The sequence below is a fragment of the Flavobacterium sp. BFFFF1 genome (assembly GCF_002256285.1).
Lineage (GTDB): Bacteria > Bacteroidota > Bacteroidia > Flavobacteriales > Flavobacteriaceae > Flavobacterium.
On sequence record NZ_NKJE01000016.1, the window covers coordinates 39,911 to 54,533 of the forward strand.

At 42.1% G+C, this 14,623-nt stretch carries 10 protein-coding genes; 6 read left to right on the top strand and 4 right to left on the bottom strand.

The annotated features are described in order from the left end of the window. The first annotated feature begins 9 nt into the window (after positions 1 to 9). Entirely contained in the window at positions 10 to 2,727 is a 2,718-nt protein-coding gene (locus CFE23_RS10990) for a putative LPS assembly protein LptD (RefSeq protein ID WP_291087968.1), read from the top strand. Positions 2,728 to 2,745: 18 nt separating this feature from the next. Continuing rightward, a complete protein-coding gene (locus CFE23_RS10995; RefSeq protein ID WP_291087861.1) occupies positions 2,746 to 3,126 on the top strand; it encodes a RidA family protein in 381 nt (126 codons plus the stop codon). A 51-nt stretch (positions 3,127 to 3,177) separates the two neighbouring features. Here CFE23_RS10995 and CFE23_RS11000 read toward each other — a convergent pair whose 3' ends face one another. From CFE23_RS11000 to CFE23_RS11015, 4 genes are all read right to left on the bottom strand, one after another. Then, positions 3,178 to 4,029: an N-acetylglucosamine kinase gene (locus CFE23_RS11000; RefSeq protein ID WP_291087863.1), complete on the bottom strand. Its 852-nt coding sequence runs from the start codon at positions 4,027 to 4,029 to the stop codon at positions 3,178 to 3,180. A gap of 230 nt (positions 4,030 to 4,259) precedes the next feature. Next, entirely contained in the window at positions 4,260 to 5,264 is a 1,005-nt protein-coding gene (gap, locus tag CFE23_RS11005; RefSeq protein WP_291087865.1) for a type I glyceraldehyde-3-phosphate dehydrogenase, read from the bottom strand. 115 nt (positions 5,265 to 5,379) lie between these two features. Continuing rightward, positions 5,380 to 6,366 (bottom strand): 6-phosphofructokinase, encoded by a 987-nt coding sequence (gene pfkA, locus CFE23_RS11010; RefSeq protein WP_291087868.1) that lies wholly within the window; start codon positions 6,364 to 6,366, stop codon positions 5,380 to 5,382. Between the two features lie 176 nt (positions 6,367 to 6,542). Further along, complete coding sequence (locus tag CFE23_RS11015; protein ID WP_291087871.1) at positions 6,543 to 10,994, bottom strand: translocation/assembly module TamB domain-containing protein; 4,452 nt, start codon at positions 10,992 to 10,994, stop codon at positions 6,543 to 6,545. Between the two features lie 155 nt (positions 10,995 to 11,149). Here CFE23_RS11015 and tsaD point away from each other — a divergent pair, with 155 nt between their 5' ends. The 4 genes from tsaD to CFE23_RS11035 are packed head-to-tail and all read left to right on the top strand — an operon-like array spanning position 11,150 to position 14,621. Continuing rightward, entirely contained in the window at positions 11,150 to 12,172 is a 1,023-nt protein-coding gene (tsaD, locus tag CFE23_RS11020; protein WP_291087872.1) for a tRNA (adenosine(37)-N6)-threonylcarbamoyltransferase complex transferase subunit TsaD, read from the top strand. Positions 12,173 to 12,174: 2 nt separating this feature from the next. After that, positions 12,175 to 12,882: a 16S rRNA (uracil(1498)-N(3))-methyltransferase gene (locus CFE23_RS11025; RefSeq protein WP_291087875.1), complete on the top strand. Its 708-nt coding sequence runs from the start codon at positions 12,175 to 12,177 to the stop codon at positions 12,880 to 12,882. A gap of 6 nt (positions 12,883 to 12,888) precedes the next feature. Further along, a complete protein-coding gene (locus CFE23_RS11030; RefSeq protein ID WP_291087877.1) occupies positions 12,889 to 13,527 on the top strand; it encodes a DUF4159 domain-containing protein in 639 nt (212 codons plus the stop codon). A 2-nt stretch (positions 13,528 to 13,529) separates the two neighbouring features. After that, complete coding sequence (locus tag CFE23_RS11035) at positions 13,530 to 14,621, top strand: AI-2E family transporter (protein WP_291087880.1); 1,092 nt, start codon at positions 13,530 to 13,532, stop codon at positions 14,619 to 14,621. Positions 14,622 to 14,623 lie beyond the last annotated feature (2 nt).

Below are 14,623 nucleotides of genomic sequence, written 5' to 3' on the forward strand. Positions count from 1 at the left end.
ACTGTAAGTTTGACACCGGAAAAAGTAAGCCTAATTTTTACAAAAATAGTATTTAAACCTTTGCGGACAAACTTATTTCATATCGTTTTATCAGCAACGTTCTTAACATTGGCAACTGCTAAAACGTATGCCCAGGACGTTAAAACCAACAAGTTTGAACTTCCTCCAAAACAAATTCCTGATTCTAATAAAGTTAACGCTCCCGAGGAAGTTAAATTGCCTCTTACCACGCAACAAGACCCCGACAAAAAACCAGTACTGACAGACATCATTAAACGCAAGGCAAAGGACTATGAACGGATGAATGTCAAGACAAAAATCGGTACTTTGTACAATGAAGCAGAGCTGTATTATCAGGATGTGGAGTTGAAAGCGGGCATCATTCAGATCAACTACGAAAAAAACGAAATTTACGCGGGGCGCATCAAGGATTCCACCGGCGCATTGACACAGCGTCCGGTTTTCAAGCAGGGCAGCAACGTGATTGAACCCGATTCCATCCGTTTTAATACAGAAACCAAAAAGGCATTAATCTGGAATTCAAGGACGAAGCAAATGGATTTCAACATCATTTCTGAAATTGCGAAGAAGGAAAATGATTCTGTTTATTTCTTAAAAAACAGCAAGTTCACCACCTCCGAAAACATTGATGATCCGGAGTATTTTATTCTCGCGACGAAAGCAAAATTTGTGCCGAAGAAGAAAGTGGTTTTAGGGTTTTCGAATCTCTGGATTGCAAACGTTCCCACACCGATTGCTATTCCGTTTGCCTTTTTCCCTATGACAGACAAGGGGCAGTCGGGTGTAATTATCCCAAGCTTTACAGACACAAACCGACAGGGTTATTCCCTTCAGAACGGCGGCTACTATTTTGCGCTAAGCGATAACTATGACCTGACATTTCTCGGCGACTATTATACCAATGGCAGCTATGCGATGCGTTTCGAATCCCAATATGCAAAACGATACCGATTCGGCGGAAACATAAACATCCGTTTTGAAAACCAGATTAGCGGCGAGCGCGGACTTCCCGGTTATGGCAAGGCACGTGAATACAATATCCAATGGAGCCACCGGCAGGATTCAAAATCAAATCCGAATGCCAAGTTTACGGCGTCGGTAAACCTTGGATCGAGTACTTACTTCACCAATTCCCTCAACCAGCAAAATGTGAGCGCCCGATTGAATAATTCCCTTAGCTCAACCATCTCTTATTCAAGGACTTTCAACACGCTGCCGTTGGTAAATATCGCCATAGCCGCTACGCATACCCAAAACACTTCCACCAAAGCGATCAGCATGACGCTGCCTACTTTTACAGGAAGCGTCGACCGTGTGTATCCTTTTGCACCAAAAGATGGAATCAAGAAAGGTGTTATCAAGAACATTAACCTACAGTACAATATCATTGCAGAAAACCGTTTTAATACGGTTGACTCGTTGTTTTTTAAACCAGAGATGTTTAAGAATGCCATGAATGGCGTAAAGCACCAGATTCCGTTGAGTACCAATTTTAAATTTGCGAAATTTTTCAGTGTTCCCATTTCAGTGAATTACACCGAAGTATGGTACATTAAAACCACAAAAAAAGAATTTGACGATCAATTGAACAGAGTCGTAGACAAAGACCAAAATGGTTTTGATGCATTCCGGACGTATTCATTTAATACCGGGGTTGGAACGACCGTTTATGGTACTTTTAACTTCGGTGAAAAAGCAAAGATAAAATCATTGCGGCACGTCATAAAACCATCTATCGGTTATGTTTACACCCCAAGTTTTGATCGGTATTTCGACTATTATTACACAGACCCGTCCAAAACGGTTAGAAAACAGTACACGCGTTTCGCGAGCGGAATTTATGGCGGGCCAAGTGCCAGTTACTCGAATGTTTTAAGTTTCGCTTTAAACAATACGCTGGAAGCGAAAGTAAAAGACCGGGACACGACCAAAACAGAATTAAAGAAAATTATACTGCTTAACAGCTTAAATTTTCAGACTTCCTATGACATTTCTGCCGACTCATTGAAATGGAGCCCCGTGCGGTTTTCCGGAGGAACCGCTATCTTAAAGGAGAAAATGAACATTAATTTTGGAGGCGCACTTGATCCATACACTATCAATAAGGCCGGCAGAACCATTAATGAATTTAATATCAACAATGGCGGAAGTTTGTTCCGTTTAACCAATGCTTTCCTGACGGTTGGATATACGATTGATAGCAAAGGAGGCGAAAAGACCACCGGAAGTTCGGACAAGCAAAGCCAGCGAAACGGGGGACGTGACGACGATCTCTTTGGCCGAAGTACTGACCTCAGTGACCGAAGGCAAAGCCAGTTCGATGACGATAAGACAGAAGACAACGACACACCTGCAGCCTTTTACCATACGAAACTGCCATGGGATTTAAACCTCGCGTATTCGCTTTCCTACAGCAACAATAACCGTCAAAACGACATTGTGGGAAATTCACTGATGGTCTCAGGCAATATTGACCTGGCTCCGAAATGGAAAGTCGGGGTATCTACCGGTTATGACTTTGTCCAGAAGGGAATTACATTTACACAGCTTCGTTTTGAAAGGGATTTATTGAGCTGGCGGATGGATTTCAGCTGGATTCCGATTGGTGACAATACTTCATGGGGATTTTTCATTGGGGTAAAATCCGGATTGTTGAGTGACCTGAAGTGGGAGAAAAGAAAAACTGCAGATCGGGTGATCCGCTAAACAAATAACAACTATACCATGAAAAAAATAATCAACACTGACAAAGCCCCTGCACCTATTGGCCCATACAGTCAGGCGGTAAGCATCGGCGACCTGCTTTTTACATCCGGGCAGATTGCGCTGGATCCTGCGACAATGCACCTGGTGATACACGACATTGAAACAGAGACCAAACAAGTTATGGAAAACCTTAAAGCGGTCCTGGAAGCCGCTGGTATGGGCTTTGAAAATGTCGTTAAAACAACGATTTTCCTAATGGACATGGACGACTTTAACAATGTCAATAAAGTGTACGGTAGTTATTTCAACGATGAAACAGCGCCTGCACGGGAAACGGTTCAGGTTTCAGGATTGCCAAAAGGTGTCAATGTTGAAATTTCAATGATCGCCTCGAAATAATTTACCGCAGGAGAATTTAAAAAAAAGGCCGATTTTAAAAATCGGCTTTTTTTATTTATTTAAAGCATGGTACTGGATTAATCCATCAATAGGACGCCGGAGTACATTTCCGATCTTCAGCCCGTGTTTGTGAAGCACCTCCGCCAACTCGTCTTTTAGGTAAAAAGCGATCGACCCAATAAAATGTACTGGATATTTACGCGCTTCGTCATACTGAAGGATATAATTGTCCACGAATTTCTCCATTTCCTCAAAAATGAATTTTTTACAGAATTCGGTGTCTTTGTGCTTGATCAGAAACTTTGCAAAGGTTGCCAGATAAGCATTCGGGTTCGGCTCTTTATACAAATGGTGTTTCACGGTGTCCGGTTCAATATCGTATTCCTCTCCAAATTCTTTGGCGAGTTCTTTCGGCATCTTATTAAAATAGTACGCACGCAGCAAATGCCGCCCAAAACGGTTTCCGGAGCAGTCATCCATTGCAATATAACCTAATGACTGTACCTTTTGGTGCAGCACGACGCCATCAAAATAGCTGCAATTTGACCCCGTTCCCAGAATGAAAACAACCGCTTTTTCATTTTTTGGTGTTGTCGCATAGACGGCGGCGTAGGTGTCTTCATGAACAGACACAATCGCATTGGGAAAATATTCCCGAAACACTTCAGCAAGGAAGTTTTTCATGCGATCGGTTCCGCAGCCTGCACCATAAAAATACAAATGCGAAACATTGCTGCGGTTGTGGGAAATATCAAATTTGTCGTCTAGCCTCGTGATGACTTCGTCTTTCGACAAAACTTCAGGGTTCAGACCAAGGGTTTGGGTCGTAAACAAAACTTTCCCGGACTCATCGATTGAAATCCAGTCCGCTTTTGTCGAACCACTGTCTACTAATAATTTCATATTCAGGTTGGCGTTAGTTTTTGTTTTGAGTAAAGCAAAGTTGGTTAGTCCCCTGCCCTTTTGCGCCTAAACCCGGCTTCCATCGACTGTCACTTCGTTCAGTGCAGCGGAAGTTCTTTCTGCGTATTAGAAAACCCCTCGACTGCGCTCGGGGTGACAGCAAAAAGCGGGAAAAGCTTAAAAAAATAACTCCCGCCAAAATCATTTAACGGGAGTTGTAAATATATCAATTATTTTAATCCGGCAATATGCACAGAAAGGTCAATCAATTTACTTGAATAGCCGTACTCATTGTCATACCAGGACACGATTTTAAAGAAGGTCGAGTTCAAACCGATTCCGGCTTTAGCGTCAACAATTGAAGTGCGTGTATCCGAAACGAAATCCTGAGAAACCACATCATCTTCGGTGTATCCTAAAATTCCGTTATAATCTGTCTCAGAAGCATTTTTCAGGACGGCCATGATTTCTTCATAAGTGGTCTCTTTGGCCACTTTAACGGTTAAGTCAACCACGGAAACGTCAATCGTAGGCACGCGGAACGACATCCCGGTCAACTTTCCATTTAACGCTGGAATTACTTTTCCTACTGCTTTCGCAGCGCCTGTCGAAGATGGAATAATGTTCACACTGGCCGCGCGTCCACCACGCCAGTCTTTTCTTGATGGTCCATCGGCAACCATTTGGGTTGAAGTACTTGCGTGAACCGTTGTCATCAGGCCTTCTACAATTCCAAAATTGTCATTGATTATTTTTGCCAATGGTGCCAGGCAGTTTGTAGTGCAGGAAGCGTTCGAAACTACCGTGTCTGTCGCTTTGGCTTCTGTATGGTTTACACCCATAACGAACATCGGTGCATCAGCAGATGGTGCAGAAATCACAACTTTCTTGGCACCTCCACGGATGTGTGCCTGAGCACTTTCTATCGTGGTGAAAATACCTGTTGACTCGGCAACCACATCTACACCTACTTCATCCCATTTTAGTGTCGATGGATCTTTCTCAGCGGTGACACGAATGTGTTTGTCGTTGACGTATAATTTTCCTTCTTTTACTTCCACTTTTCCGTTGAAGCGGCCGTGTACCGAATCGTATTTCAATAAATAAGCCAGGTGATCTACATCGAGCAGGTCGTTGATGGCAACAACTTCAACATTATCACGGTTGTATGTTTCCCTGAAGACAATTCTTCCAATGCGTCCAAAACCGTTAATTCCTAATTTTACTTTTGACATTTCTTTTAATTTTAGTTTAAAAATTATTCCGATACAGGCTATTGATTCAGCCAAGTTCCGGGTTCTGCTTAATGCTTAAGGCTTTTATCGCTCACCTGATTAAACCTTAACGTTTTTATGTAGACATGATATCGGAAACGCGAAGCAGTTCCATATCGATCTCACTTTTTCCCTTAATGGCCTGTTCTAAAGGCGTCAATGCAATTTTATCGGCCAAAACCCCAACCATGAAATTGGATTTTCCTTCAAGAATTGATTCTACCGCCTTCACGCCCAAACGGCTGGCCAATACGCGGTCATAGCAGGTTGGCGCACCGCCGCGCTGCATGTGTCCCAAAACAGACACACGTACGTCATATTCGGGCAGGTTTTCCTCGACATAGTCTTTTAACTCAAAAACATTTTTACCAATTTTATCCCCTTCCGCAATCACCACAATACTTGATGATTTTCCGGAAGCCTTGCTTTTCTTAAGCGATTCCAGCAAACGGTCCAGTCCTAAATCCTCTTCTGGAATCAGGATTTCCTCAGCTCCAGCACCGATTCCCGCATTCAGGGCAATATGCCCCGCGTCACGGCCCATTACTTCCACAAAGAAAAGACGGTTGTGTGAACTCGCAGTATCCCGAATCTTATCGATTACCTCTACTACGGTATTCAAGGCCGTATCGTAACCTAAAGTATGGCTCGTACCGAAGATATCGTTGTCAATCGTTCCGGGAATTCCCATCACGGGAAAACCGTACTCGTGGTTAAAGACTTCGGCTCCGGTAAAACTTCCGTCGCCACCAATTACCACAAGGGCATTTACACCTGCATTCACCAGGTTTTCGTGTGCTTTTTTGCGGCCTTCAGGCGTCATGAATTCTTTCGAACGCGCTGATTTTAAAATGGTTCCACCCTTATTAACGATGTTGTTTACACTTCGTGGACCCATTTCCTTGAAATCGCCTTCAATCATGCCCTGGTAACCGCGATAAATCCCGATACATTCAATATTATGATAGGCGCATGTCCTGACCACCGAACGGATGGCAGCATTCATTCCCGGAGCGTCACCACCGGATGTCAATACACCTATCTTTTTTATCTCTTTTGACATTTTTTACAATATTAAAATGCTAATGTAGCAAAGTTAGCCCACTTGAAAACCGCTGTTTTTATTAATTTAATAAAATGACGAATTTCAAACGATTTCGTTAATAAGTTTTTAATTAACCGAATTAAATCAAAAAAAAAATCTCCAAAAATGGAGAATTTTAATAATACGTTATTTTCTTACTCATCCTTAGGAGGCACACCCTCAGTGTTTTGCTTGACGGGTGTGTCTTCCTTTTTCTTTTTTTCCTGAATGTGCATATAAGATGGAAGCACCTCAGAGTCAGGAACTTCTTCCGTACTACCTTTTTCCTTCTTCTCGTCCTGTTGCTTTTTAAATATTTTGTCTATCAATTGCTGGAACGTATCAAAATCAACTTCATAGGTAATACCTACTCCCTGCGTATATCCAATCCCTTCACCCAAATAATTGATGTCATTCTCACGGTTGAAAAAACGAAGGTTTGCGGTACCATCTTCATTAATACGATACTGCACCTCGACATTCCCAATGATGGTCGATTCGTTGACACCACCCACAGGAACGCCGACCTGTCCGTTAACAGAAACGCGCTCATTTACCTGTGTCGACACTTTAAAACCAACCTGCCCCGGGGTTTCAATTCCGGGTGTCCTGTCAGGGGAAACAACCAAAACATCCACGTTCACTTTGTCATCAGGATTCTGGAATATATTATCAAAAAGATTGACGCCGGCTTCCAGCAGGTTGTTGGTGAAAGCTCCCTGGGTCACACCTTCATTGCTCAGGAATCCCCCCGTAGCCAAAAGCGTCAGGGCCTGCGTCTGGCGGATATCCTTGTCGTCAAGCTTCGTTTGTATCTCAGATTTTAAAACCGCGTTTATGGTGGGGAAATTAATATCAAAATTGATTTCAGGATTACTTAGTATACCTGTCACCAAAATACCAACATTCACAGGCACTTTTCGATTCACTGAGGCATTATCAAGTAAAATCGCTGGATTGGCGTCCGTCTTATAAACCGCCTCCAGGTTCAGCCGCGCGCGCAAAGGGTCTCCATCCCAGTTAATGAAGCTATTTCTTTTTACAGCAAGCACTTTATTAAGACCGCGGTATTTGAAATTGTACGATCCTTCCCAAACTGCAAAATCGCCTGTCATCTGGAATTTACCCAGCGTATTGATTTCAAGCAGCAGGTTTCCATTTCCACGTGCATTCATACCGTGCCCTGACTCCCGATCCAGGATTACCTCGATATCTGCATTGGGTTTGACATCCAAATCAAACTTCAATTCCAGACCTTTGTAATCACGGGTTTCCAAAGATGTGATTCCTTTTAGCAAATTCTCTTTTTCCTTCGGGCTGTAGAAATGCATATAGCTCTTTGACGCCGTGGCATCAGTATTGTTAATTGGAATTTTTATAGTGGTTCCCTCTGCAGATTTTGCGGTGACCCCGATAAACAAATTCCCCGTAGGACCTGAAATGCTCGCCGTGCCATCAATAAACGCAGTTCCGTAATAGGCTGCGTCTTCGGAATCTTTGGTGTCCAAAGCCAGAAAACGGTTACTGCTGATCGCGAGATCAAGCTTCCAATCCTTAAAATTTTTATGCTTTATGGTCCCGTTTACCCTTCCCTCAGTGCCGTATTTTGTGTCTACCAATGTTGCATTCTGGAAAATAAACTGATTTTCGGAAAGATCAACAATGGAATTTTCCCTAAATGAATAATCAGTGTTAAGGTAAGGGATTTTAAGACCTGCTTCTTCAAGAAACAAGCGCCCGTTGATGTCAGGTTTTTTGAATGTCCCTGCAATATTGGTCGTTCCGGAAATGAAACCACGAATGTTTGAAATCACATTCCCTCCAAGCGGACTCAGTGCTGCGATGTTGAATCGGTCGAAACGCATATCAACATCCATTAAGGTTTCTTTGTTTGACACTTCAAAAGTCCCTTCAGCAAAAAATGATTCCACATTGTTATTTTCCAATGCCGAATTTACCGTAAACTTCCTTAATGAATCGTCGCCTTCGATATTCAAACGCAAATTACCCAATGCGATATTGTTCACATTTAAATCGTCAATACGAAGCGTTGACGTAGGCTGAAATACTTTTTTATCCTGTTTAAAGTTAATCTGCCCCTCGAGCCTTCCTGCTACTTTAAGGCTATCAATCGCTGGCAGCACCTTGGAAAGATCTACCTTTTCAAAATTCAGTTTCAGATCTTTATAAGTGGAATCACGAAGCGTACCCATGAACTCCATTTTCTGGTTTTCATGCGACATCACAATATTGTCGATATTGAAATTCTGGAGTTTCTTATCAAAGACAATCTTGTTTTGTCCATTTTCATTTTCATTTAAAAACCACAGATAATCCTTAAACTTTAACTCTGACTTTTTAATTCCGACAACATTATTCTTATCCTTATCAATAGTATGGTAGAAATTCAAATTGAAAAAATCAGTTCCTGCAGTACCGCCTTTAAATTCCGACCGCACAAACATGGTGTCCTTCATCGTTACATTAATGGCACTGAAGGCAGATACTTTATAATACTGTGTTTTGATGCTGTCCATCTCGACGAACGCATTAAAAAGCGGATTCTTGTTATCGATGTTGACATTGATTTTCTGGAATTCGTTGTCAAACGCTTTTACATTCGGCGAACTGAAATTCATTTTGAAATCGGTAGCGTCCGAGTTGATGCTTCCGCGTACAAATGTATTTGAAGCGACTTCAATACCCGGATAGAATATTTCGACAATTTTATTGTAGATGCTAAAATTAAATTTCAGGAATTGTCCCTTCCGGACTTTATTCGGCTTGTAATTTGTGTAAAGACTGCCGGCCGAATTCTGCAAAATCTTCCCCAACTCGGCAAAACGAAATTTCCCCGTCACTTTCCCTTCAATTATATCCGGCGAATTTACCGCGATCGTGCGCACACCGTCATTGTCAAACGACGATTCCAGCGTGAAATCATCAAAGATATAAGTGTCTTTTCTATTTTGATAAGAGCTCTGTGCAATGTTCACTTTCCCACGCATATTGTCGACGGTGGTTCCCGAGATATTCATACGTATATCACCCTTAAATATTGATATCGAGTCTTTTATGAAATTTAGTTTGTGAAGATCGGCATAGTCAATTTGTGTACGGAAGTCGTACCGCCGCTCTTTCCCACTCAAATCGAGCATGCCGTCAAAATCCATGAACAAATTTGGATCGTTAATCACGGCTTTTCCTTTATAAAACGGACTTTGCAAATTTCCGTCGACTTCGATATTCGAGTACAGGTATTTGTTGTAATACAATTTTGAAACCCTGCCATTGATTTTAGTATCCAGGTTTTTAGTGGTAAAACCTTTCCCATCGGCATCAATATCAAATGAAACGATTCCAAGGTCACTCCGTTCAATAAATTTGCCAATATTAAAACGATCAGCGACAATATGGCCAGTGTAAGTCGCATTATCAATATTGTCGATGTTGCCCATATCCAGCTCTGCGGATACATTTCCAATCGCAGTGGTGAGGTTAAAATCAGTCAGCAGCGTTTCCGGGGTGAGCTCTACATTTCCCACGAGATTGAATTTACCCAGCTTTTTAAGCGATGTCGGCAACTTTTTACCGAGTACATCGGGCATGATCGCCGCCAAATCACCATAAGTAGAATTCAGCCTTTTAAAGCCTGCCTTCATGTAAAAACGATCCCCTTTATTTCCGAGCAGGTTTTTAAAGATGATATTGCCGTCGATACGTGAATTTCGGTTGTCGACCAAACGCAGGTTATTAAAAAACAGGTTGTTCAGTGTTCCTGAAATGTCTGATTTCATGTCAAACACCTTGTCGCCACTAATGCCTTTATAAAAATACCTGATGTCATTACTAGAGATGGTTGCCTCCATTTTTTTGGCAGTGATCCTGACTTTATTATTAAAATCGGCGAGTCCACCTTTCTGGTAATCGAGCCGGACGTTTCCTTTAAAATGCGAGTATTTGGTTTCAAGTTCGAAATCATCAAGACTCATGTACGTCTTATCGTAGCGAAATTTCCCAGTCAGGTTTTTCGCCTGCATACCGCGGTAATCCCTGAATGCCATTTTATTTATTTTCGCCGACACTTCAGGTCCATAGATCTTGAAATTGTTTAACGAAGCGTCGAGTTTGGAAAACTCTGCATCCTTTGGATTCGAACGGTTCCCGTCCAAAACGATAAATCGGCTGTTTGTAAAATACGCATTCTGCGCCTTGAGCAAAAATTTATGCCCTGATGGTTTTTTTCCCGAGTCGAAAAGCGATATAAACTTATTGATATTGGATTCATTCTCGCCTTTGTATGTCTGTAGTTTAAACACCAACCCGTCCAGCCTGATGTCGCCAAAAAATAAATCCCCATTGTAGGCTTGGCTATAGCTTAGAATATTGGTTTTGATTCGGTTTGAATAAATCAAAGTATCGTTGTGGTGGTCCCTGATCATCACGCCTTTGAGTTTTATACCGCCAAATAGAGAAATGGCAACCTTGTCTATTTTGATATTGGTTTTAAATTCCTTGTTGATGCGATCAGTAGCATATCCTGCAATTGCAGTTTGGACCACGGGAAGTGAAAGGACAATAGCCAGTGTTAACAATAGCAGAAACATTCCAAGCAGAATGCGGAATGCTATTTTTTTTGCTCTTCTGAAACCTAAATGTTTAATTTTCCTTAAATTTTATTTTAAATAAAGAAGAAACCGCTTTTTGTAAAAAATAGTTACTTTTGGCTTGGTCAAATATAACTCAAAAATCGTGTCTTTTCATGCAATCAGAAGCAGTTTTTATACTCGCAATCGAAAGTTCGTGTGACGATACTGCAGCAGCTGTACTCCATAACGACAAAGTACTGTCTAATGTTGTGGCAAACCAGCTCGTGCACCAGCAATATGGTGGTGTTGTTCCTGAACTTGCTTCAAGAGCCCATCAGCAAAATATTGTTCCCGTAATTGATGCGGCCCTGCAAAAAGCGGGTCTTAAGAAAGAACAACTCAATGCCATTGCGTTTACCCAAGGCCCCGGGCTGATGGGTTCGCTGCTCGTCGGAACGTCATTTGCCAAATCGTTATCATTGGCGTTAAATATTCCGTTAATTGCCGTAAACCACATGCACGCACACATTCTTGCGCATTTTATTGATGAGGAAGGATTTGATAAACCCGAATTTCCATTTTTGGCATTGACTATTTCGGGTGGCCACACGCAGATCGTTAAAGTCAATGGCTTTTTTGATATGGAAATCATTGGCGAAACCACTGATGATGCGGTTGGAGAGGCATTTGACAAAAGTGCCAAGATTTTAGGTCTTCCGTATCCCGGTGGGCCATTGATAGACAAACATGCGAAATTGGGCAATCCAAATGCCTACGCGTTTACAAAGCCTAAAGTTCCCGGGCTGGATTTCAGTTTTTCGGGACTGAAAACCCAGATTTTGTATTTCATCCAAAATAATGTTTCCAAGGACCCCGAATTTATTGAAAAGAACATGGACGATATCTGCGCCTCCATTCAGCAGATCATTATCAACATACTGATGGATAAGCTGCTGTTGGCGGTGTCGGAAACTGGCATCACACAGATTGCGATCGGCGGCGGCGTTTCAGCAAATTCGGGAATCCGAAACACCCTGAAAGCCGCAGAAAGCAAATACGGCTGGAAAACATTTATCCCAAAATTCGAATACACTACTGACAATGCCGCGATGATTGGGATTGTCGGTTATCAGAAATACCTTGAACAACAATTTAATGATAACGCCGTCGTCTCAAAAGCGCGAATCCAATTTTAATTATGCAGCTTTTTTACCATCCTGACATCGACGAAACGACATCATCCTTTGCTTTTGATAAGGAAGAGAGTAGACATATTATTAAAGTGTTACGCAAGCAGGGTAGTGATATTTTATTCGTTACAAACGGATTAGGATTGCTGTTTAAAACCGAAATTGCACTTCCTTCGGAAAACAAGTGTCTGGTAAATGTGGTTTCGATCGAAAAATTTGACAGGCCCAAACCAAGCCTGCATCTTGCCGTAGCCCCGACGAAAATGAACGAACGTTTCGAATGGTTCCTCGAAAAAGCGACAGAAATAGGGATTGCTGAAATCACACCAATCATTTGTGACCATTCTGAAAGAAAAGTGCTGAAAACAGAGCGAATGGACAAAATCCTTTTGTCGGCAATGAAGCAGTCGAACCAGTTTTTCCTTCCCATACTACACGAGGCAATTCCCTTTAGGGATTTTGCCGGCAAAGTCGATTCGGGGCAGAAATTTATTGCCCACTGCGAAGAAACAGGAAAGAGAACCCTAAAAAGCCTTCTTATTCCGAATAGTGACTGCGTGATTATGATCGGTCCTGAAGGGGATTTTTCCGAAAAAGAAATTAAATTAGCCCTTGAAAACGACTTTATCCCAGTGACGTTGGGCGAAACCCGGTTGCGTACAGAAACTGCGGCTGTCGTTGCGGCCCACAGTGTGGTATTTTTTAATGAACAATAAGACCAAATGAAAAAATTGCTGAACCTATTGCTGCTTATCCCGATGATGGGGTTCTCACAGGAAATTGCGTTGATAAAATACAATGGCGGCGGCGACTGGTATGCAAATCCCACATCACTTCCCAATCTGATTAAATTTTGCAACCAGAACATCCGTACCAGGTTGAATGCCAAACCCGCGACAGTAGAGCTTTCCAGCCCGGATCTCTTTTCCTATCCGTTTGTACACGCGACTGGCCACGGAAACGTGGTATTCACGGATGCTGAAGTCACAAACCTCAGGAAATATATGCTGGGTGGGGGATTTGTGCATTTTGACGACAACTACGGCATGGACCAATACCTGCGCAAAGAAATAAAAAAGGTATTCCCTGACCAGGAATTGGTAGAAATACCCGCTACACACCCCATTTTCCAGAAACCCTACGCTTTTCCGGCAGGCTTGCCGAAAATTCACGAGCACGACGGAAAGCGTCCGCAGGCTTTTGGGATTTTTATCGAAAACCGATTGGTTTTTTTATACACTTTTGAGTGCGACCTTGGAGATGGCTGGGAAGATCCTGAAGTTCACAATGACCCTAAAGAAGTCCGCGAGAAAGCCCTGAAAATGGGAGCCAATATCATCAATTACATTTTCAATAATTAGCGATGTTCACAGCGAAAACGATCTGCAACGGAATTTTGAGGGCGATTGGTATACTGGCCCTGGCCGCGTTGTTCATTTATTTTGTTTGGCAGGTTCAAACGGTAATTTATTACCTGATTTCGGCGTTGATCCTGACACTGATTGGCAATCCTATCCAGTTATTTTTCAAAAGAAAGCTTAAATTTTCGCACACGCTGGCGACCATCGCCACCATCATTATTTTTGTATTGCTGATATTCGGCTTGATCATGATGTTTGTACCGTTGGTGCTTTCCCAATCCGAAAACCTCTCGGTTTTAAGCACTTCCCAGATAGAGACAAACGTACAGCAACTCCTTGCTAAAATAAACAACTTCCTGATGAACCATGGTGTTGACGCTGAAAACACAATCAATGTTTCAAAAATAACTTCGAGCCTAGATTTTAACTATATTCCTGTTTTCCTTAATTCCGTATTGGGCACGTTAAGCAGCTTTGGAATGGGGCTGGCTTCTACGCTGTTTATCGCGTTCTTTTTCCTCAAGGATAAAATCATGTTTATCATAGGGATTAAGAGAATCCTGCCTGACAATCATGAGGAGAAAATTTTAAACTCGTTAAACAAGATCAATGACCTCTTAAGCCGCTATTTCATTGGGCTTCTATTGCAATTGTTTATCGTATTCGTTTTGTATTGGATTGTATTGTTGATTTTCGGCATTGAAAACGGGTTTGTGATCGCATTCCTGTGCGCTGTGCTGAACATCATTCCATACATCGGCCCCCTGATTGGATCGGTATTGGCAGCAGTCCTCACAATGATCAGTAATCTGGGATTGGATTTTCAGTCGGAAATACTGCCCAAAACCATTTATGTGATGTTGGGTTTTGCCGCCGTGCAGTTTATTGACAACAACTTTTCACAGCCCATTATCTTTTCGAAAAGCACCAACTCACATCCGTTGGAGATATTTCTGGTCATTTTAATTGGTGGTTTTCTATTTGGTGTACTGGGCATGATTATCGCGGTACCGGTGTATACGATACTGAAAGTTATCGGTAAAGAATTCCTTCCTGATAATAAGATCATACAGGCTTTGACAAAAAATATCTAGGC

Coding starts and splice junctions, on each gene's coding strand:
- CFE23_RS11025 (WP_291087875.1), top strand. CDS start 12,175: ATGCAGCTTTTTTACCATCCTGACATCGACGAAACGACATCATCCTTT.
- CFE23_RS11035 (WP_291087880.1), top strand. CDS start 13,530: ATGTTCACAGCGAAAACGATCTGCAACGGAATTTTGAGGGCGATTGGT.
- gap (WP_291087865.1), bottom strand. CDS start 5,264: ATGTCAAAAGTAAAATTAGGAATTAACGGTTTTGGACGCATTGGAAGA.
- CFE23_RS11000 (WP_291087863.1), bottom strand. CDS start 4,029: ATGAAATTATTAGTAGACAGTGGTTCGACAAAAGCGGACTGGATTTCA.
- tsaD (WP_291087872.1), top strand. CDS start 11,150: ATGCAATCAGAAGCAGTTTTTATACTCGCAATCGAAAGTTCGTGTGAC.
- pfkA (WP_291087868.1), bottom strand. CDS start 6,366: ATGTCAAAAGAGATAAAAAAGATAGGTGTATTGACATCCGGTGGTGAC.
- CFE23_RS11030 (WP_291087877.1), top strand. CDS start 12,889: ATGAAAAAATTGCTGAACCTATTGCTGCTTATCCCGATGATGGGGTTC.
- CFE23_RS11015 (WP_291087871.1), bottom strand. CDS start 10,994: ATGTTTCTGCTATTGTTAACACTGGCTATTGTCCTTTCACTTCCCGTG.
- CFE23_RS10995 (WP_291087861.1), top strand. CDS start 2,746: ATGAAAAAAATAATCAACACTGACAAAGCCCCTGCACCTATTGGCCCA.